We start from the raw sequence: 24,938 nt of genomic DNA, 5'->3' as shown, positions 1-24,938 counted from the left end.
GTGTGAGGCGGCAGCATCAGCTAAGCAATATCCTATAGGATCTTTGAGGAGTCAGCCCCATGAACGTGCAATCGCTTTCCCGGAAGACCGTCGTGGGGCTGGCACTCGTTGCGCTCGTCGCGACCGGCTGCAGCACCAAGGACTCCAACGACACCGCCGGAACCGCCAAGGACGACGCTTCCACCGGTACGTCGACCGGCCCGGTGGAACTCAAGGACGGTTCCAAGGTGAAGCTGGCCCTCATCCCGGGCGGTGCGCACCCGTACTTCCAGCCATGGAAGACGACTGCCGAGCTGGACAAGACCGATTTCAAGCTCGGTGACGCCACCTTCAACGAGACCGGCGAGTGGGATCAGGGCAAGCAGAACAACGTCATCAACTCCCTGGCGGCGCAGGGTTACAACGCGTTCGGCATCTTCGGGGTGTCACCGACCGACATCAACTCCACCTTCGAGGACCTGAAGGCCAAGGGTTTCGCGGTCGGTTCGCTCGCGTCCTGCCCGGCCGGTGACACGAACTCGGCTGACTTCTGCCTGTCGACCGACGTGGAAGCGGCGGCGTACAAGGCGGCGAAGGCAACGATCGAGGCGATCGGCGGGACCGGCACGATCGTCCACCTGACCGGCAACAACGTCGACTCGAACACCCAGCGCCGGATCGCGGGCGTGAAGAAGGCGGTCGCCGAGACGAACGGCAAGGTCACCCAGCTGCCGGAGATCACCGATATCGACAAGGACCTGCAGACCGCGCAGAAGGCGGTCGCCGACCTGCTTGCCTCGAAGGGCAAGGAGATCAAGGGCATCGTCACCACCGCCTACAACCCGGCCGTGGCCGCGGCCGACGGTGTTGCCAGCAGCAAGCTTCCGATCAAGGTGGTGGCGATCGACGACGACGCCAAGATCCTGGCCGGCATCAAGTCCGGCGGCGTCGCCGCGACGGTGACCCAGAACCCGGTCGGCCAGGCCTACGTCGGCGGCTGGCTGCTCGCCCTGCTCGGCTCCAAGCAGTGCACGATGAAGACGCCCGGCGTGATCGTCGACTCCGGCTCCTTCGTGGTCACCAAGACGAACGTGGACAGCTACGACACCGAGCGCAAGGCCAAGACCACCGAGCTGCAGAAGGAATTCGCCACTCAGCTGAGCTGCTCGTGACCGGAGCAAAGACCTTGCCCATGACAACCATCACCCGTGCCGAGGCGTTCCTCGTCGATCTCGAGGTGGAGACCGAGCGGAACGACGCGGTCCAGTCGTTCCTCAAGCAGGAAACGGTTTTCGTCGAGCTCGAGACCGCCGACGGGTACGCCGGACTCGGCTACTCCTACACGATCGGGACGGGCGGCACCGCAGTACTGGCGATGTTGCGGGATCACCTGTTGCCGAAGCTGATCGGCGCGGACGCCCGGAACGTGGAAGCGATCTGGTTCGACCTGTTCGCGTCCACCCGGGCGACCACGGTCGGCGCGATCACCTCGCTCGCGCTCGCCTCCGTCGACACCGCCCTGTGGGACCTGCGCTGCCGGCGGGTCGGTGAGCCGCTCTGGCGGCTCGCGGGTGGCTTCCGCCGGCGCGTACCGCTCTACGACACCGAGGGTGGTTGGTTGCACCTGACAACGGACCAGCTCGTCGCCGGAGCGCTCGCCTCGCAGAAGGCCGGCTGGCCGGGAGTCAAACTCAAGGTGGGCAAGCCGCGCGTCCACGAGGACCTCGAACGGCTCACCGCAGTACGGGATGCCGTCGGTCCGGCGCTGGACATCATGGTCGATGCCAACCAGTCGATGACGTACGCCGAGGCCAAGCGTCGGGCCCGGGCCTTCGAGCCGCTCGATCTGAGCTGGTTCGAGGAGCCGCTGCCGGCCGACGACCTGACCGGGCATGTCCGGTTGGCCGAGTCGACCTCGATCCCGATCGCGGTCGGTGAGTCGATGTACTCCATCTCGCAGTTCCGCGAGTACGTCGCCGCCGGGGCGGCCGGCATCATCCAGGTGGACGTCGCCCGGATCGGCGGCATCACCCCATGGCTGAAGGTGGCGCATCTCGCCGAGACCTTCAACCTCGAGGTCTGCCCGCACTTCCTGATGGAACTCCACGTGAGCCTGACTGCCGCAGTACCGAACGGCCGGTACGTCGAGCACATTCCGCAGTTGCGCGCGATCACTAAATCCGAGATGGAGATCGCCGATGGGCACGCCGTCGCGCCGGACGAGCCGGGGCTGGGCATCGACTGGGATCGCGACGCGATCGACGACCGGCGGGTGTCATGAGCGCGCCTGTCTCTGAGACCGCCACCGCCGCGCTGCAGGAGCCGGACGCGCCGGTCGAGCAGCCTCGCGGCGGCCGGACTCCGTGGTGGGCGAACCAGCGGATCGGCCTGCTGATCCTGGTGATTGCCCTCGGCACGCTCTTCGGCATCCTGCGGCCCGCGTTCTTCAACCAGGATCTCGTCGTCTTCCCGCTGCTGCGCGACATCGCGATGTTCACGGTCGTCGGGCTCGCGCAGATGTGCGTGCTGTCGATCGGCCACATGAACCTCGCCGTCGGCCGGATGGCGGCGTTCTCGATGATGATCACCGGCATCTCCTACGACCTGTGGGGCTTCAGCCTGTACGCCGGTCTGCTGGTCGGCCTCATCGCCGGTACTGCGATCGGCGCGCTCGCCGGGTGGGTGATAGCCCGGACCGGCGTGAACTCGTTCGTGGTCACACTCGCACTCGACTTCTTGCTACTCGGCCTGATTCCGCTCGTCTACACCGGGTTGACCGACAACGCGGCCTTCGTCACCAAGCCGCCGGGGATGCGTGAACTGCGCAACTACTCGCTCGGTGACGTCTGTATCGGCAACCTGTGCGGATCGCCCGCAGTACCGCAGCTGGCTCTCTTCGCGGTTGTCGCGATGGTCGTGGTCGGCTGGATCTACAGCCGCACGAAGCTTGGCCGCGAGCTGTTGATGACCGGGACGTCGGTGAAGGCGGCTGAACTGTCAGGGATCCCGACCGCTCGCCGGGTGATCACCGCGCATGCGATGTCGGGGTGCCTGGCGGCGCTGGCCGGCTTCATGCTCGCGGTCAGCACCGGTTCGATCAAGGCGACGATCGGTGAGGAGTTCATGCTGCCGTCGTTCCTCGGGCCGATCCTCGGCGGAACGCTGCTGGCCGGCGGGTTCATCTCGGTCTGGGGCACGATGCTCGGTACCGCGCTGACGACGGTGATCCGGAAGGGCCTTGATCTGCTGGGGGTCGGGCTGGAGAGCCTGAACATCTATCTCGGATTGATCCTGCTCGTCGCGCTGTCCACCGACCGGGTCCGAACAGTGCTGTCCGACCGGCAGGGGGTGCGAAAACGATGAAGTCCGCGCTGCGTTTTGCCCGCACGACGGAGATGACCCTGCTGGTCATCGGCGTGGTGTTCTTCATCGGTCTGGTGATCGCTTCGCGCGGTGACCTGCTCGAGGCGAATTCACTGCGAGTGCTGCTTCAGTTCCTTGCGGTGCCGGTGCTGATCGGATTGGCTCAGATGGTGGTCTTAGCCGTGGGTCAACTCAACCTCGCCGTCGGAGCCGTCGGCGGATTCGCCGCGTGCGCGATGGGCGTGCTGATGGCCGACCACGGCGTCCCGGTGCCGCTCGCGTTGCTGATCGGCTTCCTGCTCGCCTCGCTCGCCGGCCTGGCGAACGGCCTGCTGGTCGTCCTCACCCGGATCAACGGCTTCATCGTCACGCTGGCCACGATGACCGTGCTGCTCGGCGTCCAGTACCGGCTGGTCGGCACGCGCACCGTCGACGCGTATCCCCAGGGCCTGAAGAGCTTCGGCTCGTACGCCGTGTTCGGGGTGCTCCCGTTGATCTTCCTCGTCGCGTTGGTGGTGGCCGGGCTGCTGGCGGTGATGCTGCGCCGGACGGTGCCTGGCCGGCAACTGCTCGCCTCGGGCGGGAATCCCATCGCCGCAAGGCTTTCCGGGATCTCCAACGACCGCTCGGTGATCATCGCGCACACGCTGTCCGGCGCGATCCTCGGCGTCGCCGCGATCCTGACCGTCGCGTCGTCGCCGGGGGTGAACAAGAGCATCGGTGGCGACTGGCTGCTGCCGAGTTTCGCCGCACCGATCATCGGTGGTGCCTTGCTGACCGGCGGATCGGCGGTCGTGCTCGGGACGGTGCTGGCCGCGTTCATCGTGCGCTTCGTCGACACGGCCCGCGCGGAGTTCTCGCTCGAACCGAGCTGGGTCAACTTCGTCGTCGGCACGGTCGTGCTCGGCTCGGTGGTGCTCGGACAGGTCCGGACTCGCCGGCAGGAGCGTCGTACGGCCGTCAAAGCGCCTGATACGGCCGTGGTTCCAGGGGGTGTGTCATGACGTTGTTCGAGGCGGTCGAGGTCGACAAGCTGTTCCCTGGGGTGCGCGCGCTCGACGGGGTGACGCTGAAGCTTGAAGCGGGTTCCGTGCACGCGTTGCTGGGTGAGAACGGCGCGGGCAAGTCCACGTTGATCAAGGTCATCACGGGGCTCTACAAACCCGACGGCGGAGTCTTGCGGCTGGACGGTCAGGCGGTGCAGTTCGGTTCACCGCACGAGTCGGCGTCGGCGGGGATCGGCGTGGTGCACCAGGAGCGCAACCTGATCCCGGGCTTCACCGTCGGGGAGAACATCCTGCTCCAGAAGCTGCCGACCTCTCGTGGGCTGGTCGATCGCGGCCGGATCCGTTCGGAGGCGACTCGGTGGCTGGCCGAGCTGGATCTGGATCTCGACCCGGACCTGCCGGTGACGGAGCTGTCCGTCGCGCAGGCGCAGTTGGTCGAGATCGCGAAGGCGCTGTCGGTGGAGAGCCGCGTGCTGCTGCTCGACGAGCCGACCGCCTCGATCACGCCGAACGAGGCCGAGCGACTCTTCCGGGTGGTCGAGAAGCTGAAGAACGACGGCCGGTCGGTGCTGTTCGTGAGTCATAAGCTCGAAGAGGTCTTCCAGATCTGCGACACCGTGACCGTGCTGCGGGACGGCTCTTCGGTACTCGAGGCCGGCGCGCTGGCTGACCTCACGCGTGATCAGGTGGTCGACCTGATGGTCGGGCGGGTGCACGAGGCGCTGACCTTGCCACCGCGGACCGTCGCGGATGCCGCCCCACTGCTGCAGCTGTCCGGCGTTGCTACTGCTTCCGGGCACGCGGAGGTCGATCTCGCGGTCCGGCCGGGGGAGATCGTCGGGTTGTACGGGCTCGTCGGCGCTGGGCGGAGTGAGCTGGCGAAGGCGTTGCTCGGGCTCGACCGGATCACCGCGGGCGAAGTACGGGTGCGGGGTGAGCTGGTGCGGATCCGGAACGTGCGGGACGCGCTGAAGAACCACAAGATCGGCTACGTCACCGAGAACCGGAAGGAAGAAGGCGTCTTCCTGGAGCAGTCGGTGCGGCGCAACATCGCCGTGACGGTCTGGGACCGGTTGCTGAAGCGGCTCGGGCGGATTCCGGGGTTGGCCTATGTCCCGAAGAAGACCGAGTCTGCGCTGGTCGCGGAGTACGTTGAGCAACTCGGGATCCGGATCGCCTCTCCGGACCAGCTGGCCGGCACGTTGTCGGGCGGCAACCAGCAGAAGGTGTCGCTGGCGAAATGGCTGGCGGCGAAAACCGAGATCCTGATCATCGACGAGCCGACGGTCGGCATCGACGTCCGGACCAAGGACGCCTTCCACACACTGATCTGGGACCTGGCGGCCCACGGACTGGCGATCCTGCTGATCACGTCGGATCTGCCGGAGATGATCACGCTGGCCGACCGGGTCGTGGTGATGCGCGACCACCGCGTCCGCGGCGAGGTAGAAAACACCCACGACTACGACACGATGAGCCAACAGGTCATCCGCCTCATCCACGCGGAAACACCGGCGGGCGTATGAAGGCGGCTGGGTTGATGGAGAGGAGTGGGTGTGAGCGGGTGGGTTGATGCGCATCATCATGTGTGGGATCTGAGTGTTCGGGAGCAGTCGTGGATGGTCGGGGAGGAGTTGGCGCCGATTCGGCGGGACTTCTCGATCGATGATCTTGCGCCGCTGGCTGCTGCGGCGGGTGTGACGTCGACGGTGCTGGTGCAGACCGTCGGGGTGCTGGCGGAGACTGGGGAGTTCCTGGAAGTTGCTGCTGGCAATGAATTGGTGGCTGGGGTGGTCGGGTGGGTGGATCTGACAGCGCCAGACGTCGGCGACCTGCTGGCCGAGTTGAAGGCGCGGCCGGATGGGGAGTGGTTGAAGGGGATCAGGCATCAGGTGCACGACGAGGCTGATCCGCGATGGTTGTGTCGGGACGACGTACGAGCAGGACTGGCAGCAGTTGCCGAGGCTGGGCTGGTTTATGACTTGTTGACGAAGACGCCGCATCTGCCCGCTGCGTTGGAGACGGCGCAGGCGCTATCTCAGTTGTCGTTTGTCGTGGACCACATCTCGAAGCCGGTGATCGGCGGGGACTTGGAGCCGTGGGCATCCGACCTACGTGCGCTGGCAGCCCTGCCGAACGTGTCCTGCAAACTCTCCGGCATGGTGACCGAAGCATCCTGGACCGACTGGAAAGTCTCCGACCTCCAGCCGTACGCCGACGTAGTACTGGATGCCTTCGGGCCGGATCGAGTCATGTTCGGCTCCGACTGGCCGGTCTGTCTCCTTGCTGCTTCCTACGTCGAGGTGGTTGAGGCAGCCGAAGCTCTCACCGCAAGCCTCACCCCGGCCGAGCGTCAGCAAGTCTTCGGCGAGACGGCCCGCCGGGTGTACAACCTCGTCTGACGGCTCAGGGGAGGCGGATGAAGTCTTCGGTTGCTTTGGTGGTGATCGCGGCTAGGCCGGCGGCATCCTGCGGGCGGCCGCCGGTGCTGAGTTCGAACAGCATGTGAGGGCTGTTGTCGGCCGAGACGAAACGGTCGATCACCAGGCGACGGCCGCGCTTCGGGTCGTTGTAGGTGTAGGTCAGCGTCCGGTGGTGGAAGATGACTCCGGCGAAGGCCGGGTTGGTGGCGCGGGTCGTACCGGATTCGCGGGAGACGAGTTCGAAGCCTTCCGCTGACGACGAGATCAGCGCGTACTTGGCGTCCGCGGCGGTCTTGGTCTGCTGGGCCTTGGGTACGCCGTTCACGCGGAGGTTCCACAGTCCGTTCGAGCTGGTGAACTTCGCCTCGAAGGTGGACAGCTTCACCTTCGTCCAGCCCGTCGGTGCCTGGATGACGATGCCGAGCTCGGTCTTCGGGTCACCCCAGTTTTGCTGCTGATAGCTCACTTGCGCCGGCTCGAGCGCGGGAACGTTGTCGATCGCCTTCGGTCGGATGCTTGTGCTCGGCCCATTCGCGCCCGGCTGGCCGGCGACCGGGCTCCTCTCATCACTGGATTGTGAGCGGGCGACGGCAGCTGTGGCCAGGCCGCCGGCGGCGAGCACAGCGACGGCCAGGCCGATACCGGTTGCGCGGGTGAACATGCAGCGTTGGACGCCGCAGCGCCCACGGAAGTTCGGCGCCCACGGAAGTTCAGGGCCGGGGGAATTCCACCCGTACGCCGATCAGGCGTACCGGTCGCCGCAGCTCGAACTTCTCCAGCAGTACCAGCGCAGCCGCGGCGACCACCTCCGGGTCCTGCGTGATCTCCGGGAGTTTGCGGCTCTTGATCGGCGTGTAGAAGGAGGTGAACCGCAGCTTCACCGCGATCCGCTGGATGCTGCGTCCATCGGCGACGACTTCCCGCGTGACCGCGAGCGCGATCCGGCGGAGTTCCCGTTCGATGTCGGCACGTTCGGCCAGATCCGCCGGGAACGTCTCCTCGTGGCTGCGCGACACCGGCTCGCGGGGTACGTCGGTGACCTCGGTATCGCCGAGCCCGCGACCGAGCGCGAGGTACCAGGTGCCCATCTTCGGTCCGAAGCGTTTCTTCAGCACCTCGAGGTCGGCCGCCGCCAGGTCCGCCACGGTGAACAGGCCCAGTTCGTTGAGGTTCTGCGACATCCGGCTGCCGATACCCCACAGCTCACGGACCGGACGGTGGTGCATCACCTCGACCCAGTTGGCCGCGGTCAGCCGGTACACACCCTCGCCGCTGCCAAGATCGCGTTTGCCGAAGCTGGTGGCGAGCTTGGCCCGCACCTTGTTGTCACCGATCCCGATCGAACACGACAGCCCGGTCCGCTCCAGTACGGCGGCCCGCAGCTCCCTGGCCAGCGCCTCTGGATCATCCGTCGTCGCCCCGACGAAGCACTCGTCCCAGCCCCACACCTCGACGACCACGGGGAACTCGCGCAGCGTGTCCATCACCTCGGCCGACGCAGCGTCGTACGTCGCCGGGTCGGTCGGCAGGAAAACCGCCTCGGGACACTTCTTGAAAGCAGCCCGCAGCGGCATCCCCGAGTGGACCCCGAACTCGCGAGCCTCGTACGACGCGGTGGCGACCACCTGCCGTGCCTGGGTCGGATCGCCCGAGCCGCCGACCACCACCGGCAGCCCGCGCAGTTCGGGGCGCCGCCGGATCTCCACGGCGGCGAGGAACTGGTCCATGTCGACGTGCAGCAGCCACCAGCCCGCTGAGGTCGGCGACTCGCTCATCCCTCAGAGGTACCACACAGCGTCAGAGTGGCTTGCGCATTTGCTGGGCGGTGACCTTGAAGCCGAGCGAGTCGTAGAGCGAGATCGCGGTCGTGTTGTTGCCGAAGACGTTCAGGTCGAGGTACGCGTACCCACGGTGGCGGCACTCCTCCTCGCCCGCCAGCATGATCGACCGGCCGTACCCCTTGCCGCGATGCTCCTCGAGCACCTCGATCATGAAGATGAACGGGTTCGCCTTCTCGGTGCTGATCCACAGGCTGCCCACCGGCACGCCGTCGTGGATGGCCAGCCAGAGGAGGTGTTTCTCGGTGTCCCGGCCCTCGGGAAGCAGCTTGGCCACCTCCCGGTGAGCGGTCTCCAGAGCGGTGTCGGGATCGAGTCCGCGGGCCGGCCCCATCCCGGCCGCGAACGCTTCGGCGGCCCGGGCGATCCAAGGACCGAACTCGGCCTGGGTCAGGGGGCGCAGGGACACCGGCGGCGACATCTTCGAACTGCTCATGCCTGGAAGATACCGCCCGCGAGAAACCGTCATCCCACCTCGTCGGAGAGCCGAACGAAAGCTTAACGTCACCATATGGTGACCCTGCGTGCGATAGCCTCACGCCAGATAGTTGCCACCGGCTCCTGTCCGGCGCGGGGCCGCCGCTGCGCCGTCAGCCCGGGTGAATCCCAGGAGGAACTGTGCGCTTCGACCCCGCACGTACGACGGCCATCGGAGTCCTGAGTCTCGCGGTCCTGACCGGGCTCGGCCAGCTACCGCAGTCGGTGGCCGGCACGTCCCCGGCCGACGGGGACGCCCCCAGCGGTCCGGCCGCGGTCAAGGCCGGACGGGACGAACTACCCAACGCTCTCGAGGAGAAGCGCCGCGACCTGCGCGAACAGGCTCTGGCAAACGTGCTGAACGGCTCGGCGAAGGTCGAGCAGCGCGGGACGAGCAAGGTGGTCAAGGTCGGCCAGGAAGTCGCCGTACCGGCGGCCCGGGACCACCGCGGCCGGCTGAAGATCGCCGCCAAACGCAGGGACCAGTACGTCGAGCTGGCGCGCGAGAAGACCGACAAGATCTTCGTGATCCTCGCCGAGTTCGGCAACCAGCGGCACCCGGACTACCCGGACAAGGACACCGACCCGAAGACACCCGGGCCGGCCACCTTCGACGGTCCGTTGCACAACGCGATCCCCCAGCCGGACCGGAGTACGGACAACTCCACCATCTGGCAGGCCGACTACTCACCGGAGCACTACCGCCAGCTGTACTTCGGCAAGGGCGACTCGGTGAAGACGTACTACGAGAAGCAGTCGTCGGGCCGGTACAGCGTCGACGGGATGGTCTCGGACTGGGTGAAGGTGCCCTACAACGAGGCCCGGTACGGCCGGAGCAACGGGTTCCCGTGTGCCGACACCACCTGCAGCAACACCTGGAACCTGATCAGCGACGCCGTCGCGCAGTGGGTCAAGGGCCAGGAGGAGGCGGGGAAGACGGCTGCTCAGATCAAGTCCGCGCTGGCGTCGTACGACCAGTGGGACCGCTACGACTTCGATGCCGATGGCAACTTCAACGAGCCGGACGGGTACCTCGACCACTTCCAGATCGTGCACTCCGGCGGCGACCAGGCCGATGGCGACCCGCACCAGGGTGAGGACGCGATCTGGTCGCACCGCTGGTACGCGTTCGGCAACAACAGCAGCGGCCCGGCGGCGAACAAGCTCGGCGGCACCCAGATCGGCAGCACCGGGCTGTGGATCGGCGACTACACGGTCCAGCCGGAGAACGGTGGCCTGGGCGTCTTCGTGCACGAGTACGGTCACGACCTCGGCCTGCCGGACCACTACGACACCTCCGGGCAGCCCAGCCAGAACCCGGTGAACTGGTGGAGTGTGATGGCACAGTCCCGCGCCGGCGCGAAGGGTGACATCGGCATCGGGCAGAAGCCGCAGGACCTCGGTACCTGGGACAAGCTGCAACTCGGCTGGCTCGACTACGAGACGGTGAAGGCCGGCCAGACCAGGGCGATCGACCTCGGGCCGCACGAGTACAACTCGAAGCGGGCGCAGGGCGTGGTCGTCGTACTGCCGAAGAAGAAGGTGACGACGCAACTGGTCAAGCCGGTCACCGGTGCCAAGTCGTGGTGGAGCGGCACCGGCGACAAGCTGACGAACACGCTGAGTCGCAAAGTCACCCTTCCGGCCGGCAAGGCGTCACTGGACTTCCAGGCGAACTGGAAGATCGAGGACTGCGGCCCGGATGCCTGCGACTACGCGTACGTCGAGGTGAATGACGGGTCGGGCTGGAAGGCGATCGCGGGCACCATCACCAAGTCCGCCGAGGCGAACGGTATCGACGGGGACAGCAAGGGCTGGCAGCCGGCGAAGTTCGACCTGTCGGCGTACGCCGGGAAGTCGATCGACCTGCGGTTCCGGTACGCGACGGACGCGGCGGCGCACGAGCTCGGGTTCTTCGCCGACGACATCAAGCTCACCGCGGGCGGCAAGACGCTGCTCGACGACGGTGCCGAGAGCGGCGGGAACGGCTGGACCGCGACCGGGTTCGAGGCGGTCGGCGACTCGGTGACGAAGGAGTACGACCACTACTACCTGGCGTCGAACTACACCTACAGCTTCTTCAACAGGTACCTGGAGCACGGCCCGTACAACTTCGTCGGCGCACCACGGCCGGACTGGGTCGAGCACTTCCCGTACCAGGACGGGCTGCTGGTCTCGTACTGGGACACCTCGCAGAAGAACAACGAGACCGCCGTCCACCCCGGCGAAGGGCAGTGGCTGCCGATCGACGCGAACCCGCAGCCGCGGGTCCGGCTCGACGGCGCCTACTGGCGCAGCACGATCCAGAGCTACGACTCGACCTTCGGTCTGCGGAAGTCCGACTCGTTCAGCCTGACGGTGGCCGGCAAGAAGAACTACGTGCGCGGCGGGGACGGCGTCTCGACCTTCGACGACCGGCAGGAGTTCTGGACGTCGAAGATCCCGTCGTACGGCGTGAAGCTGCCGCACGTGGGCGTGAAGATCCGGGTGCTGACCCAGCAGGGCACCTCGATGCGGATCATCGTCTCGAAGTAGCTGGTCCGCTGGGTTGGAGTTCCTCGGCGTTTGAGGACGGGGTACCAGGTCGGGTGCCGGCGGCTATGCAGACAGCTGCCGCGGACCCGACCAGGTACGAGGTGTCTGTGATGGTGGAGAGACTCCGACAGTTGCGGTTCGAGGTGAGTCGATGAGGCGCAAACCGCCCGCCGGGGCGGTCACGAAGGCGCCGGAAGGCCTGCCCTCCCCGCTGATCGAGAACTGGGAATGGCAGGACCACGCCGCCTGCCGCGATGTGAATCCCGACCTGTTCTTCGCCGCCGAGTCCGAACGCGGCCTGCGCAAACACGCCCGCGAGCTGCTCGCGAAGTCGCTGTGCGGCACCTGCCCGGTCCGGCGTGAGTGCGCCGAGCATGCCCTGGGAGTCGGCGAGATGTACGGCGTGTGGGGCGGCATCACCGAAGAAGAACGCGAACCCGCTCTGCACGGTCGGCGACACTAGTACCTGCGAGGTTGGCTCTGACGCTGGCTAGTCTGGCCGGGTGGAGCTGACTCAGGAACTGGCCGAGAAGGTCCTCGCGTCGCAGCCGTTCAGCGTGCTGCTGGGCGCCCGGGTGACGGCCTTCGGCGACGGGGGAGCGACGCTCGAGCTCGACGTCCGGGACGACTTGCTGCAGCAGAACGGCTACCTGCACGGCGGAGTGCTCGGCTATGCGGCGGACAACGCGATCACCTTCGCCGGCGGTACCGCGCTCGGGCCGGTGGTGCTGACCGGCGGGTTCACGATCAACTACCTGCGGCCGGCCGCGGGCTCCGTACTGCGTGCCGAGGCGAAGGTCGTGCACGCGGGTGGCCGGCAGGCGACCTGCACCTGCGAACTGTTCGTCGTCAGCGAGGACGGCGAGGCCACGCTCTGTGCCATCGCCCAGGGCACGGTAATCGCCGTCCGCGGCTGATCTGGTTTTGTCAGCTCAGTCGAAGAGCTCGTCCAGGAAGGACTTCTTCTTCTTGCGCTGCGGGTACTGCTGGTAGCGGTTGCGGTCGTCGTAGTGGCGCTTGTCCTTGTCCTCGTAGCGCCGGTCGTCGTACCGCTTCTCCTCGTAGCGCGGCTGCTGCGGCGCCGGTGCCTGCGGGTGAACCGGTTGCGGTCCGTTGAAGGCGATCTCGGCGTCGATCAGCTTCTCCAGCTCACCGCGGTCGAGGAAGACGCCACGGCACTCGGTGCACTGGTCGACAGTGACGCCGCTGCGCTCGTAGGTGCGCATCGAGCCGCGGCATTTGGGGCAGGTCAGGGTCTCCATTTGATCAACTCTAGGTGACGAAAAGCCCATCGTGCCGGGGATTCAGCGACTTCTTAGGATCCGTCCGGCCGGCTGAGCCGATCCAGTCCGGAAACTCCTCGTTCGGTCAGGTGCTCGCGCCCCGCGGGAGGCTCGTACGGCTCCGGCCAGAAGTCGGTCACCCGGCTGATCAGCCCGCCCGCGAGCTCGAAGTACACGAGTCCCACCAGGTCTTCGTCACCCACGGTGAAGTTCATCGTCCCCGTGGCGGTCTCGCCGTCAGCGATCAGACGAGTGACGCTGATCCGCCAGTCGCCGGGGTACTCCCGGTTGAACTGGACGAGCTGCTCCCGGCCGGTGATGCGCTCGGCCGTCTGTGGCATCTCGTAGACGACGTCCTCGGCCAGTACCTCGCCGAAGGCGTCCCAGTCGCGCGCGGCCATCGTGTCGAAGTACTGGCGGACGGTCACTCTGGTCTGTTCCGTGCTGGCCATGTCGTGACCGTAACCACCGGCGCCGACAATTCTGGGTGACGCCTCTCGATGAGAGGATGCGAGCGTCATTCCCGGCTGGAGGAGAGCGATGGCTGAGCAGTCCGTGGGTTTGCTGGCCCGGCGACGGGCTCGCGGTCTGTGGGTGCGGGGGGCCACACAGCTCGGATTCGCCCGGAAAGGTGAAGAAGCCGGTACGCCGGACAAACCCGCCGCGCTGGACACCTTCACCCGGGCGCTGGAGCTGGATCCGGGCATGACGGACGCCTGGCTCGGCTTCCACGCGGCCGGCGGCGACGCGGACACCGCGCTGGACCGGATCGTGGCCGGCATGGACCGATTCGGCGAGGAACGCGACGCGGACAAGCGGCGGCTGAGCTCGACCTTCCAGGCCGGCTGGTGGTTCACCAACCCGCTCGAGACCACCGACCACGTCTGGCACGCCGAGGCCTTCCGGCTGATCACCGCGAGCGACTTGGACGGTGCCGAGACCGCGACCGGCCACATCATCGAGGACGGTCCGCGACACTTCCTGCTGTCCGCCGTCGCGATGCGCCGCACGCAGTACGACGAGGCGATCGCCGAGCTCCGCCAGGTCCCGGAGGACGGCCATCTCGGCGCCGAGGCGACGCTGCGGCTGGGGATAGGGCTCGCCCTGGTCGAGCGGTGGAGCGAGGCCGAGAACACGCTGCGCCGGGCGGCCGGCCAACAGGTCAACCACCTCGTCCAGGTGGACGCGGAGTACTACCTGGGCTTCGTCTACCGCGGTACCGGCCGCGAGGAGAACGCGATCCGGCAGTTCGAGTGGGTCTACGAGCGCAACAACGCGCACCGCCAGGTCGCCGAAGCGCTCATCGAGCCCAACCTCGTACTCGAAACCCGTCCGGCGCCGGCCATCAAGAAGCCGGCGGCCGCGCCAGTACGTCGTACTGACGCCGCCAAGCCGTCCTTGCACCGCCAGCCCGACTGGACAGCCGTGCAAGGCATCCTCGACGAGCTCGACCGCAACGTCGGCATGGCGGAGGTCAAGCGTCAGGTCTCCGCCGTCGCCGCCCAGGTCCGGGCCGGCCTGATCCGCGCCGAACGCGGCCTGCCGGCACCGCGACTCGGCGGCCACCTGATCTTCGCGGGCCCACCTGGCACCGGCAAGACAACCGTCGCCCGAGTTGTGGCCCGCCTGTACTGCGCGCTGGGGCTGCTGTCCGGCGACCGGATGATCGAGACCGATCGGTCCGGGCTGGTCGGCGAGTTCATCGGGCACACCGCGGTGAAGACGAACGAGGTCGTCGACTCGGCGCTGGACGGCGTGCTGTTCATCGACGAGGCGTACGCGCTGCGCAAGAAGCAGACCGGCAACGACTTCGGCACCGAGGCGATCGACACGCTGCTGAAGCGGATGGAGGACGACCGCGACCGCCTGGTGGTGATCGTCGCAGGCTACTCCGAGCCGATGGCGGAATTCCTGGAGTCGAACCCAGGCCTGCGCAGCCGCTTCTCCACCCGCATCGACTTCCCCCGCTACACCGCCGACCAACTCCGCGAGATCGCCTTGCGCCTGGTCGCCAGCCACGGCGACCAACTCACCGCCGAAGCGATGACAGCCCTCACCGGCGTACTCGACCAGGTCACCGCCAACGGCCGCATCGACGAACTGGGCAACGCCCGCTTCATCCGCACCATCATCGAAACCGCAGCCAAACACCGAGACCTCAGAATCTTCAACTCCCCAGGCATCCCCACCGACGAGGCCTTGACCACTCTCGACGCTTCCGATGTGAAAGCTGCCGTCGCAGAGGTCCTCAGCTTCTAGTTGCCGGCTTCATTGACTGCAGGATGTGGGTGAGGGTTTGGCGGCCCAGGGTGCTCATTGTGGGGTTGGTGTTGAGGTAGTACCAGACGAGGCCCATTGCTTGTTGGAATGCCCAGGCTTTGCCGCGTTCCCATTCCAGGTCGTCGCAGGCCAGGGCTCGTCGGAGTACTTCCCGGGGGCCCGGTTGTAAGAGGTGCCAGGCGCTGACCAGGTCGAGGGCGGGGTCGGCGGGGCCGAAGCCGCCGGTGTCCAGGACGCCGCTGAGGCGGTCGCCGGTGACCAGGACATTGCCGGGGATCAAGTCGCCATGGCTCATCACGTCGGCACTCGTGCGGGGCAGCTCCCGGAAGTGGCTCCACAGTTCGCGCAGCCGCGGTACGTCGAGCAGCCCTTCGCTCTCGTCGAAGCACTCCGCCATCCAGGCGTCGTGGTCAGTGAGGACGCCGCCACGACCTTCGCCGCTGAAGAGCCGACCCCGCGTATCGGCCGCCCGCAGGTCTGCGATGAAGGCCGCGAGGTCCTCGGCAAACGAGTTCGACCCACTCGCGTCGGCGTCGAAGGCGATCGTTCCGGGCAGCCACGTCTGGACCGACCACGGCATGGGGTAGCCCGCTCCAGGCTTTCCCAAGGCGACGGGTTCCGGGACGGGGAACCGAGACACCTGTGCCAGCTCCGCGCTCGCCGAAGCTTCCTGCTCCAGAATCGCCAGCGCCTCGGCAGCATCGATCAGACGCAGGGGAAAGCGCGCGGAGAGATCGTTCCCGATCCGGAAGATGGCGTTGACCGTCCCGGTCGACGACACCAGCCGGATCGCCTGGCCACTCCACTGCGGGAACTGTTCCTCGATCAAGGTCGCGACGACGTCGGCCGTCACGTCCACTTGGTCGTCGTGCAAGGTGATTCCTCCGACAGTATTACTGGAACTTGCTGAGGAAGTTGGCCACGATCGGGCCGGCTGCCTTACCGCCGGACACGCCGCCTTCGACGATGACGGCGAAGGCTACATCACCCCGGTAGCCGACCATCCAGCCGTTGGTGATGACCTTGCCGTTGGCAACTACCTCGGCGGTACCGGTCTTCGCGGCGACCGCTCCGTTGGCGGCCAGGCCCTTGGCTGTTCCGTTGGTGACCGTGGTGCGCATCATCGCCTGCAGGGCGGACGCGGTTGCCGGGGGCAACGGAGTGGCGGCACGGCCCGCCGGGTCCTTGCCGGGGACGAGGACCGGCTTGAGCGCAGTACCGTGCTTGACCGTCGCAGCAACCATCGCCATCGCGAGCGGGCTGGCCGTCACGGTGCCCTGGCCGATCATCGAGGCCGCCTCTTCGACGTCGTCCTTCGGCGCCGGCACCTGACCGCCGTACGCCGAGATCGCCATCTTCAGGTCCTGCCCGATACCGAACATCGCCGCCGCCTTCGTCATCCCGTCCGCCTTCAGCCGGGCGTGCTGGGAGATGAAGGCCGTGTTGCAGGACTGGTTGAGCGCCTGCTCCATCGTGCCGTTGCCGTACGGCGCCAGACCGTCGTAGTTCTTGAAGGTCTTGCCGAACACGTTGATCGTGTTCGTGCACGGCAGCTGGGTGCTCGCGGTCAGCCCGCTACCGAGCAACGCGGCCGAGGTGACGATCTTGAACGTCGAGCCCGGCGCGTACCGGCCCTGGAAAGCGCGGTTGTAGTTCGTCGGGGTCGGTCCGTTCGCGGCCGCCAGCACCTGCCCGGTCGAGGCCTGTACTGCGACCAACGAGGCCGGCAACTTGCTCGTGGCCAGCGCCGTCTCGGCAAAGCGTTGCAGGTTGGGGTCGAGGCTGGTCTTCACCGGCGTACCGGCTTGGCCCTTCTGGGAGAAGACTGTCTTGATCGTCAGCTTGGTCTTGCCGTCGCGCAACGTGACCGTGCCGCCCGGCGTACCGGCGAGCTGCTGCTGGAAGGCGTACTGCAACCCGGTGGTGCCGACCTGGTCGGTCGCGGACGCGTTCGGGCCGGCGTTCTTCAGGGTGTCGGCGGTCGCCGTCTTCATCGTGCCGATGATCGAGCGGGCGAACGTCGGGCTCTCCGCGAGCGACTGGGTGCCACCCATCGTCAGTACGCCGGGCAGCGCGCTCATGGTCGGCCGCAGCACCTCCCACTCCTCCGCGCGGATCGTGATCGCATCGACGAACTGACCGGCCGGTGCGGCGACTGCTCGCGCCTTCAGCTTCGCGCCGTCCACCTGGAGCTTGCTGGTGAAGGCCGCGTACGTCGCCGCGGTCGCGACCTTGCCGGAGGCAACCCCGACGATGACGACCGGGCGGTTCGCGGTCAGCGCCTTGCCGTTGCGGTCCAGGATCGAGGCGCGGGCCGGCAACGCGCGAACGCGCTTGAGGTAGTTCGCCTCGCCCAGACCCGGGTAGATGGTGTCGCCGGACGCCTTGACCTTCCAGGCGTCACCGGTCTTCACGGCGGTCGCCGTACTCGTCCACTTCATCGTGCCGATACCGCGCAGTACGGCCTCGACGGCGAGCTCCTGGGTGCAGTTGTTGTCGTCGGAGCACTTCGGGTCGCCCTGTGGCGTGACGGTGACGCTCTGCGCCACCAGCGCGGAGTCGACCTCGTCGAGCCGCTTGCCGAAGGTCGCGGGGGTGTCGGTCAGCGCGGCCGCCTCGTCCGGCTTGCCGTTCGGCGCCCAGGCTTTCACCCAGGCGGCGGCGAAGTTCTTCACCACCTCGGCGGAGGCCTGCTTCTCGTTGTCGGGGTCTGGCTTGCCCCCGCTGCCCGACTTGCTGTCGGTACAACCAGCGGTGATCAGGACGGCACTCAAACAGACGATGGCAGCAGTTCGCTTCACGTTCTCAACTCTCGCACGGCGACGGGTACACACCAGGAACAGTCTTCGGCGTGTGGCCAGCCTGCCACGAGGGGGAAAATCCTCACCTGGCAGGCCATGGACATCTCTACGACGCGGGAGCGGCCCACGAAGTTGGCGTGCGAGGCCTAAGTCACCGACGATTGCGTCCGCGAATCGCCTTGATTTACAGCGCGGATCGGCCTTCCGGGCGGCCCTCGTCGTACGCCGGCTCCTGCTGCGGCCGTCGGCCGGCTCAGCCGAGCTGGATCACGGCGAACCGGGCGCCCTCGGGGTCGGCCAGGACGGCGAGCCGGCCGAAGTCGGTGTCCAGCGGTTCGCCGAGGAGTTTCCCGCCGGTCCGGGTGACCTGGTCGATGGTCCGGTCGGTGCTGTCAGCCGCGAAGTACGGGAGCCAGTGCGGCGGCGTACCGGCCGGGAAGTCGGGGTGCAGGCGACCGGTGCCCGCGACGGGCTTGTCGGCGGCGTACAGGGCGGCGTACTGCGTCTCGAAGCCGCCGATCTCCTCTGCGCGATAGCCGAAGACGGAGATGTAGAACTGGCGCGCCGTCTCGTAGTCCTCGCTCAGTGCCTCGCTCCAGACGAGTGTGCCGGGGTCGGTGGTGCGTTCGGTACCGATGTGGTCGGCGGCCTGCCAGAGCCCGAAGACGGCGCCGGTCGGGTCGGCGGCGATCGCCATCCGGCCGTGGAACTCGATCTCGCGCGGTTCCATCAGTTGCGTGCCGTCGTGAGCTGTGACGGCTTGGAGGGTCTGGTCCAGGTGGTCGGTTGCCAGGTAGGTGGTCCAGCGGCTCGGGAGGTGCTCGGTGCCGGGCTGCTTGTGGCCGATGCCGCCGACATCGCTGCCGTTCAGCTTGCAGATCCAGTAGTCGCGCTCGCTCTGGAACTCGCAGTCCCAGCCGAACAGGCCGGTGTAGAACTCGGCGGCGGCACCGGTGTCGTCGGCCGCCAGGTCAACCCAGTTCGGCGTACCGGTCGGCCAGGGCACGCTCTGCTCGACCATCTGGTCCTCCCGTGTCCCTTTGGAATGCGGTCTCCAGAACCGCCCCTTAACCTGCCAGGGACTACCGGCCACGTCGAGACGATCACCCGGAGTTCCGATAACGGTTCGGTCACTGCGCGGCGTATCCTGCACGATTGTGACCCGTCTAGCACTGCACAGCCGGCTGATCCCCGGCACCGAAGAGGCCTACGAGCTCGAGCACGCCCGGGTCTGGCCCGAACTGATCACCGTCATGACCCGGGCCGGCATCCACGACTGGAGCATCTGGCGCAGCGGCCGCGACCTGTTCCACCTGGTCGAGTGCGACGACTACGAGGCCGCGGTCGCGAAACTCACCAACGACCCGGTCGACCGCCGCTGGCAAGAACACATGAGCCAGTACGTCGAAGGCTTCGCCCAAAACCCCGACGGCCTGGCCGGCCAGTCCCTCCGCCACGTCTGGACCATGAGCGAACAAACCAAGTAGGCCCTCCCACGCCGCCTACACCGGCTGCTCCGCCGTCGTACCCGGCTGGTGATGGGCCGCCGGTGGTTTGGGTGTGCCGAGGGACAGGAGGTGGGTCGTCGTCGGGCGGCCGGCCACGCTCACCGGGTTGGCCGAGGAGCCGGAAATGCGGAATACCTCCTGTTCTTCGGCACGGAGCTCGGCGTCTGGCGAGCGGGTTGGTGGGTGGGGTGAATCCTTTGGTGGGGTCGGGCTCTCTTATTCAGGTGTCGGCTACTGGGCCGGGCCTGGAATTGGAGGTTGGGTATGACTATTGCTGCCATCGCCGTCGGTGCGGCTCTGCTGATCTGCATGTGTACTGTCACGGTGCTGCGGAAGCGGAGGAGCTCGCGTGGGTGAGGGGCGTTGGCCGGACGAGGCGCTGGTCGTCGCGGCTCAGGGTGGGGACGCGGAATCGATCAGCGCGCTGGTGGCCGGGTCGCACCCTCATGTCCGGCGGTTCGCGCGTTCGTTGTGCGCCACGCCGGAAGATGCTGAGGATGCCGCCCAGGAGGCGGTGATCATTCTCTATCGCAAGATCGGCACCCTGCGGGCGTCCCGGGCGCTGGCTTCATGGATGTTCCGGATCGTCCGCAACGAGTGCGTACGCCGATCCCGCCTGCTCCTGCGCCAGCCGGTACCGACCGTCGAACCGCCCACTCGCTCCGTCGAGGACGACGTCCTCCACCGCCTGGAGGTCGAGCGGGTCGCAGCGGCCATCGCAGCCCTCCCACCGGACCAGCGCCATGTCCTCGTACTGCGAGATGTCCAAGGCCGACCAGGTCGCGAGGTAGCCGACACCCTCGGTCTCAGCACCGCCGCGATGAAGTCCCGACTCCACCGCGCCCGGACCGCAGTACACGCCTACCTCGAGGAGCCACATGACTGACTTCGCCAGTACGTCGCTGCCCCGCCACCTCATCCGCGGCGCCATCGGCTTCGGCGCACTCGCCGGATCGATAGCCCTGATCCCGCTCGTAGGCTTCCTCTCGCTACTCCTGGCCCCGATCGGCCTGCTAGCCCTCCGCGGCTGCCCAACCTGCTGGACAATCGGCCTGATCCAAACCATCTCAAGAGGCCGCCTAGAACGCACCTGCGTCGACGGCCAGTGCACCTTGACCCACAGAACCGCCGCAGAGGCGGCACGGACCGATCCTTCTAGCTAATTCGAAACCAGGGCAGCAGCCCTGATCGGTGACCTCTGGACGTCATCTACTTTCACCAGCATTCCGTTCGGATGGAGGAGATTGATGACTGAAACCACCACCCCCGGTCGTCGGGTTGGCGCCGAGGTGACCGTGTCGATGGACGGTTACAGCGGCACCGGGCCGCAGGACGACATGAGTTGGGCGATGGCACACATCGCGAGTGAGCAGAGCGAGATCTACTACGAGGGAATCTGGCGAGGGGTGGGTACTGCGCTCCTCGGCCGGACGAACTGGGAGGGTTTCACCTCGGTCTGGCCGGGGATCACCAGCGACCCAGCCAGTTCGGCCCGCACCCGGGACCTGGGGAACTGGCTGGCGTCGGTCGAGAAGGTCGTCTTCTCCACCACTCTGGAGCAGGCCGACCTGGACAAGGCCGAGTGGACCAACGCCCGGGTCGCTCGCGATGCCGTTGCCGAGGTGAAGAACCTCAAGGCGCAGCCGGGCCGGGGCATTCTCGTGCTGAACAGCGCCAGCATCATCCGGACGCTGCTGGCGGCTGATCTGATCGACGACCTCTACCTGACGATGTTGCCCGCGACTCTCGGCACTGGAACCCGGGTGCTCCCGGACGGCCACGCCTCGAACTGGCGGCTCACCTCGGCCACCACCTTCCCGGTCTCCGGCGCGGTGTCGCTGCACTACCAACGCCCCTGACCTGTACCGGTCCCAGTGCCCCGGACCGCCATCTACCCTTGATCGGTGGAGCGGCGTGGGGGTGAGGTGGTGGGTTGGCGGGTTACCGGGCTCAGTTGGGGTGACGGGGTCGCTGGGTTGGAGTGGCTGGGGGCTTCGGGCGAAGTACGGCGGAGTTTGTTGCGGGTTGGGGATGAGCTGGCGTTCGGGTTCGGGGCGGACCGGCGGTGTGTGGGGTTCTGGCGGGCGGGGCGGCGGATCGGGTGCTCGGTTGAGACTGTTCTTGCGCCGGGTGGGCGGACTTCTCAGTGTCCTGACTGTCACGCGATGGAGCGGTCCAACTCGATCGCGACGGACACCCGGCTCGACGATCCGCGGCCGTTCTCTGTCTATCTAGCTCACCACGGCAGCGTCGTCAAAGTCGGGATCACGGCCGCCGAGCGGGGCGACGCTCGACTGTTGGAGCAGGGTGCGCTGGCCTCCACCTTCATCTCCACCGGCAGCCTGCTCGGTGCTCGCCGGGTCGAGAACCTGTTGATCACCACCCTCGGTCTGCCCGATCGCGTGAGCACGTCCCGCAAGCGCCGCGCCAGAGACCAACCCGGCTCCCTGGCCGACCGCGAAGTCAGCCTGCTGAACGTCGCCAACCAGATCTCCGCCTTGCCATGGCCTGACGGGCAGAGTCGCGGCGAGATCAAAGTCCGTGATCACACCGCCGCCTACGGTCTACCTGCCGATGGGCTGCGACCCGCCGCAGTGCTCCAAACGCCAGTACCGGAGGGCGTGATCACCGGCCGGATCGCGTGCACGATCGGGACCGACCTGTACGTCGAAACGTCGGCCGGGCTCGTCTTGCTGGACACCCACGTGCTGGCCGGCTGGAGTCTCGGGCGCGCGGCGGCGGGCGCAGTACTGACTGTTCCGCTCGAGAGGGTCGAGTCGCCTCCGCGTGAGCTTGGACAGGACGCTCTCTTCTGAGCCGGTTGCGGGACACTGGGGGCATGAGCGTGGAGATCTGGCGGGCCGACGACCGGTTCCGGACGCGGACCGACTGGCTTGACTCGCGGCACTCGTTCTCGTTCGGGCCGTACTACGATCCGGCGAACGTCCGGTTCGGCCTGCTGATGGTCCACAACGACGAAGTGGTTGCCCCAGGCACCGGATTCGACACGCATCCCCATCAGGACGTGGAGATCGTCACCTGGGTACTACGGGGAGCTCTGCTGCACCAGGATTCCCAAGGGCACAGTGGGATCATCTATCCGGGTCTGGTGCAGCGGATGAGTGCGGGCAGCGGGATCCAGCACTCCGAACGCAACGACACCGAGGAGCCGGTCCACTACGTGCAGATGTGGGTCCGCCCTGGTGAGTTCGACCTGCCCCCGTCGTACGCGCAAGCAGAAGTCGACGACCGGCTGGCCAGTGGCGAGCTTGTCCCGATCGCCTCGGGCTTGCCGGAACATGCCGGGACCACAGCTGTCCGCATCAACCAGAACCGCGCGGGCCTCTCGGCAGCTCGCCTCACCCCCGGCCAGTCAATCCAGCTGCCGCCAGCACCCTACGCGCATCTCTTCATTGCTCTAGGCAACATAACCCTGGAAGGTGTGGGTGACCTGGCAGCCGGCGATGCGGCGCGGGTTCTCGGCGCTGATGGGCAGTGCGCGACGGCCGGCCCAGCTGGCGCCGAAGTACTGCTCTGGACCATGACCGCCTAAAACTGCCACGGACGGACCGACCCCAGAGGCCGGTCCGTCCGCGTGGTGGAGCTATTCGTCCTGGAGGCTGGTGGCGCCGGTCATGATGGCGACGCCTTCGGTCATGGTGTGCGACTGCGGGGTGATGACGCCGGCGCAGCGGCCGAGGCGCTGGATGTGGATGCGGTCGGCGACCTCCCAGACGTGCGGCATGTTGTGGCTGATCAGGATGACGGGCAGCCCGCGCTCGCGCAGTCCTTTGATCATTTCGAGGACCTGGTTGGACTCCTTCACGCCGAGGGCCGCGGTCGGCTCGTCGAGGACGACGACCTTGCTGCCGAAGGCCGCCGCCCGGGCGACCGCGACCGCTTGGCGCTGGCCGCCGGACAGGGTTTCCACGGTCTGCTGGATGTTCTGGATCGTCTGGATCCCCAGGTCCCGGACCGCTGCCGCCGCCCGGTCGCGCATTCCGCGGTGGTCGAGCATCCGGAAGACGCTGCCGAGCGGGCCCTTCCGGCGTTCCTCCCGGCCGAGATAGAGGTTGCTCGCGATGTCCAGCGCGGGCGCCACGGCCAGCGTCTGGTAGACCGTCTCGATCCCCGCCGCGCGGGCATCCTGCGGACCACGGAAGGAGACCAGTTTGTCTTCGAGCCTCAGTTGCCCGGCATCGGGGATGAGGGCTCCGGTGAGGCACTTGATCAGCGTGGACTTGCCGGCGCCGTTGTCGCCGATGACGGCGAGCACCTCACCGGCGTACAGGTCGAGGTCGACGCCGTCCAGGCCGATCACCCGTCCGAAGGTCTTGACCAGTCCGCGGGCGGACAGGATCGGTACGCCCAGGTTGGTGGCCTCCGGCGGATTGATCGTGGCGGTCACGAGCGCACCTTCCTGATCCACTGGTCGACCGAGACGGCAACGATGACCAGGATCCCGACGGCGAGCAGCCGGTACTGCGCATCGACGCCGGCCAGCGACAACCCGATGGTGAAGGCCTGCACGATCAGGGCGCCGAGCAACGTGCCCAGCAGACCCCCACGGCCACCGAACAGGCTGGTGCCGCCGATGACGACGGCGGTGATGCTGTCCAGGTTGGCGTCGACGATCGCGTTCGGACTGGCGGCGCCCGCGCGACCGATCAGGGCCCAGCCCGCGATGCCGTAGATCAGACCCGCGACACCGTAGACGCTGAACAGAACCCGGCGCGACCGGACACCACTGAGCCGGGCGGCCTCCGGGTCGTCGCCGACCGCGTAGACATGCCGGCCCCAGGCCGTCTGGCTGAGCGCGAACCCGACGACGAGGTAGAGGGCGACGACGATCAGTACGCCGGTGGTGACCGTGAACCGGCCGATCGAGAATCCTTCGCCGGTCCAGTTGAGCAGGTCGGGAAGCCGGTTGTTCTGGATGCTCTGGCCACCGGAGTAAAGCAGAGCGATGGCTGTGAAGATACTCAAGGTGCCGAGTGTGACGATGAACGGTGGTAAGCCGATGCGGGTCACCAGGAGCCCGTTCAGCGCGCCGGCCGCGAGCCCCAGGATGACCCCGGCGGCCAGGGCAGGGAGGGCCGGCCACCCGTTCTCCGCGGCCAGGGTGGCCATCACCATGGTCGACAGGATCGTGATCGCGCCGACCGACAGGTCGATCCCGGCGGTCAGGATGATCAACGTCTGACCCACGGCGAGCGCCGCGACGACAGCGGTCTGCTGAACCAGCAGGGACAGTGCCGCGGGGTTGGAGAATCGAGGGTTCACGGCGGTGAAGCAGATCACCGTGAGCAGCAGGATGAGTGCCGGGCTGAGCGCGGGATGCTTGTGGAGCAGATGCTGGATCCGCTGGCTGGTCGTGTGCTCCCGGCGGGCGAGCTCCTTGGCCGCGGCCCCGGGAGTGGTGCTTTGCACTGTCATCTAGTCAC

26 protein-coding genes are annotated in these 24,938 nt (G+C 67.2%); 16 read left to right on the top strand and 10 right to left on the bottom strand.

The features are described 5' to 3' along the window. Positions 1-59 precede the first annotated feature (59 nt). From ACQPYM_RS40890 to ACQPYM_RS40865, 6 genes are read left to right on the top strand one after another with little or no spacing between them, the layout of a single operon-like run. Positions 60-1,151, top strand: coding sequence for a sugar ABC transporter substrate-binding protein (locus ACQPYM_RS40890; protein WP_433012393.1), 1,092 nt, complete (start codon positions 60-62; stop codon positions 1,149-1,151). A gap of 20 nt (positions 1,152-1,171) precedes the next feature. Then, positions 1,172-2,260: a mandelate racemase/muconate lactonizing enzyme family protein gene (locus tag ACQPYM_RS40885; RefSeq protein ID WP_433012391.1), complete on the top strand. Its 1,089-nt coding sequence runs from the start codon at positions 1,172-1,174 to the stop codon at positions 2,258-2,260. Continuing rightward, on the top strand, positions 2,257-3,342 hold the full coding sequence (locus ACQPYM_RS40880) for an ABC transporter permease (protein WP_433012388.1): 1,086 nt from the start codon (positions 2,257-2,259) through the stop codon (positions 3,340-3,342). The genes ACQPYM_RS40885 and ACQPYM_RS40880 overlap by 4 nt, the downstream gene beginning before the upstream one ends. Continuing rightward, entirely contained in the window at positions 3,339-4,346 is a 1,008-nt protein-coding gene (locus ACQPYM_RS40875) for an ABC transporter permease (RefSeq protein ID WP_433012385.1), read from the top strand. The genes ACQPYM_RS40880 and ACQPYM_RS40875 overlap by 4 nt, the downstream gene beginning before the upstream one ends. Further along, on the top strand, positions 4,343-5,875 hold the full coding sequence (locus tag ACQPYM_RS40870; protein ID WP_433012382.1) for a sugar ABC transporter ATP-binding protein: 1,533 nt from the start codon (positions 4,343-4,345) through the stop codon (positions 5,873-5,875). The genes ACQPYM_RS40875 and ACQPYM_RS40870 overlap by 4 nt, the downstream gene beginning before the upstream one ends. Positions 5,876-5,905: 30 nt before the next feature. Beyond that, entirely contained in the window at positions 5,906-6,751 is an 846-nt protein-coding gene (locus tag ACQPYM_RS40865) for an amidohydrolase family protein (protein WP_433012379.1), read from the top strand. A gap of 4 nt (positions 6,752-6,755) precedes the next feature. Here the strand turns inward: ACQPYM_RS40865 and ACQPYM_RS40860 are convergent, their stop codons facing one another. From ACQPYM_RS40860 to ACQPYM_RS40850, 3 genes are read right to left on the bottom strand one after another with little or no spacing between them, the layout of a single operon-like run. Then, the gene (locus ACQPYM_RS40860; RefSeq protein ID WP_433012376.1) at positions 6,756-7,433 is read right to left on the bottom strand and encodes a hypothetical protein; all 678 of its coding nucleotides are present in this window, start codon (positions 7,431-7,433) and stop codon (positions 6,756-6,758) included. Positions 7,434-7,482: 49 nt separating this feature from the next. After that, positions 7,483-8,547 carry a DNA polymerase IV gene (locus ACQPYM_RS40855; protein ID WP_433012373.1) on the bottom strand — a complete coding sequence of 355 codons (1,065 nt, stop codon included), beginning with the start codon at positions 8,545-8,547 and terminating at the stop codon, positions 7,483-7,485. 22 nt (positions 8,548-8,569) lie between these two features. Next, positions 8,570-9,046, bottom strand: coding sequence for a GNAT family N-acetyltransferase (locus ACQPYM_RS40850; protein ID WP_433012370.1), 477 nt, complete (start codon positions 9,044-9,046; stop codon positions 8,570-8,572). A 182-nt stretch (positions 9,047-9,228) separates the two neighbouring features. On the opposite strand from ACQPYM_RS40850, the gene ACQPYM_RS40845 reads away from it, so the two are divergent. The 3 genes from ACQPYM_RS40845 (at position 9,229) to ACQPYM_RS40835 (ending at position 12,539) form a co-directional block, all read left to right on the top strand. Next, a complete protein-coding gene (locus ACQPYM_RS40845; protein ID WP_433012368.1) occupies positions 9,229-11,622 on the top strand; it encodes an immune inhibitor A domain-containing protein in 2,394 nt (797 codons plus the stop codon). A gap of 151 nt (positions 11,623-11,773) precedes the next feature. After that, positions 11,774-12,085, top strand: coding sequence for a WhiB family transcriptional regulator (locus ACQPYM_RS40840; RefSeq protein WP_433012365.1), 312 nt, complete (start codon positions 11,774-11,776; stop codon positions 12,083-12,085). A gap of 40 nt (positions 12,086-12,125) precedes the next feature. Further along, positions 12,126-12,539, top strand: a complete 414-nt coding sequence (locus ACQPYM_RS40835) for a PaaI family thioesterase (protein WP_433012362.1) — start codon at positions 12,126-12,128, stop codon at positions 12,537-12,539. 15 nt (positions 12,540-12,554) lie between these two features. On the opposite strand, the gene ACQPYM_RS40830 is transcribed toward ACQPYM_RS40835, so the two are convergent. Next, positions 12,555-12,884, bottom strand: coding sequence for a zf-TFIIB domain-containing protein (locus tag ACQPYM_RS40830; RefSeq protein WP_433012359.1), 330 nt, complete (start codon positions 12,882-12,884; stop codon positions 12,555-12,557). A gap of 53 nt (positions 12,885-12,937) precedes the next feature. After that, a complete protein-coding gene (locus ACQPYM_RS40825; RefSeq protein WP_433012356.1) occupies positions 12,938-13,357 on the bottom strand; it encodes a nuclear transport factor 2 family protein in 420 nt (139 codons plus the stop codon). A gap of 88 nt (positions 13,358-13,445) precedes the next feature. Here ACQPYM_RS40825 and ACQPYM_RS40820 point away from each other — a divergent pair, with 88 nt between their 5' ends. Further along, positions 13,446-15,164 (top strand): AAA family ATPase, encoded by a 1,719-nt coding sequence (locus tag ACQPYM_RS40820; RefSeq protein WP_433012353.1) that lies wholly within the window; start codon positions 13,446-13,448, stop codon positions 15,162-15,164. Here the strand turns inward: ACQPYM_RS40820 and ACQPYM_RS40815 are convergent. The 3 genes from ACQPYM_RS40815 to ACQPYM_RS40805 all read right to left on the bottom strand — a co-directional run bounded on the left by ACQPYM_RS40815 (position 15,154) and on the right by ACQPYM_RS40805 (position 19,007). After that, positions 15,154-16,059: an aminoglycoside phosphotransferase family protein gene (locus ACQPYM_RS40815; RefSeq protein WP_433012351.1), complete on the bottom strand. Its 906-nt coding sequence runs from the start codon at positions 16,057-16,059 to the stop codon at positions 15,154-15,156. The genes ACQPYM_RS40820 and ACQPYM_RS40815 overlap by 11 nt on opposite strands. Positions 16,060-16,078: 19 nt before the next feature. Continuing rightward, a complete protein-coding gene (locus ACQPYM_RS40810; RefSeq protein WP_433012348.1) occupies positions 16,079-17,986 on the bottom strand; it encodes a penicillin-binding transpeptidase domain-containing protein in 1,908 nt (635 codons plus the stop codon). A 253-nt stretch (positions 17,987-18,239) separates the two neighbouring features. Next, complete coding sequence (locus tag ACQPYM_RS40805) at positions 18,240-19,007, bottom strand: VOC family protein (RefSeq protein WP_433012345.1); 768 nt, start codon at positions 19,005-19,007, stop codon at positions 18,240-18,242. A 136-nt stretch (positions 19,008-19,143) separates the two neighbouring features. Here ACQPYM_RS40805 and ACQPYM_RS40800 point away from each other — a divergent pair, with 136 nt between their 5' ends. The 6 genes from ACQPYM_RS40800 (at position 19,144) to ACQPYM_RS40775 (ending at position 23,047) form a co-directional block, all read left to right on the top strand. After that, positions 19,144-19,473, top strand: coding sequence for an L-rhamnose mutarotase (locus ACQPYM_RS40800; RefSeq protein WP_433012342.1), 330 nt, complete (start codon positions 19,144-19,146; stop codon positions 19,471-19,473). Between the two features lie 370 nt (positions 19,474-19,843). Further along, positions 19,844-20,380: an RNA polymerase sigma factor gene (locus ACQPYM_RS40795; protein ID WP_433012339.1), complete on the top strand. Its 537-nt coding sequence runs from the start codon at positions 19,844-19,846 to the stop codon at positions 20,378-20,380. Beyond that, positions 20,373-20,657 carry a hypothetical protein gene (locus ACQPYM_RS40790; protein ID WP_433012336.1) on the top strand — a complete coding sequence of 95 codons (285 nt, stop codon included), beginning with the start codon at positions 20,373-20,375 and terminating at the stop codon, positions 20,655-20,657. Before ACQPYM_RS40795 ends, ACQPYM_RS40790 begins: the two co-directional genes overlap by 8 nt. An 84-nt stretch (positions 20,658-20,741) precedes the next feature. Continuing rightward, entirely contained in the window at positions 20,742-21,353 is a 612-nt protein-coding gene (locus ACQPYM_RS40785; protein ID WP_433012333.1) for a dihydrofolate reductase family protein, read from the top strand. A gap of 306 nt (positions 21,354-21,659) precedes the next feature. Then, complete coding sequence (locus tag ACQPYM_RS40780; protein WP_433012330.1) at positions 21,660-22,310, top strand: DUF2797 domain-containing protein; 651 nt, start codon at positions 21,660-21,662, stop codon at positions 22,308-22,310. Positions 22,311-22,333: 23 nt separating this feature from the next. After that, on the top strand, positions 22,334-23,047 hold the full coding sequence (locus ACQPYM_RS40775; protein ID WP_433012327.1) for a pirin family protein: 714 nt from the start codon (positions 22,334-22,336) through the stop codon (positions 23,045-23,047). A 51-nt stretch (positions 23,048-23,098) separates the two neighbouring features. Here the strand turns inward: ACQPYM_RS40775 and ACQPYM_RS40770 are convergent, their stop codons facing one another. Together ACQPYM_RS40770 and ACQPYM_RS40765 are read right to left on the bottom strand one after the other, a co-directional pair. Continuing rightward, positions 23,099-23,902: an ATP-binding cassette domain-containing protein gene (locus ACQPYM_RS40770; protein WP_433012324.1), complete on the bottom strand. Its 804-nt coding sequence runs from the start codon at positions 23,900-23,902 to the stop codon at positions 23,099-23,101. Then, entirely contained in the window at positions 23,899-24,930 is a 1,032-nt protein-coding gene (locus tag ACQPYM_RS40765) for an ABC transporter permease (RefSeq protein WP_433012321.1), read from the bottom strand. The genes ACQPYM_RS40770 and ACQPYM_RS40765 overlap by 4 nt, the downstream gene beginning before the upstream one ends. Positions 24,931-24,938: the final 8 nt, after the last annotated feature.

Origin of the sequence: Kribbella sp. CA-294648, assembly GCF_050943845.1 — a bacterium.
In the GTDB taxonomy this organism is placed as follows: Bacteria; Actinomycetota; Actinomycetes; order Propionibacteriales; family Kribbellaceae; genus Kribbella.
Note: the sequence above shows the minus strand (reverse complement) of the source record. Positions and strands in the feature narration are given on the sequence as shown.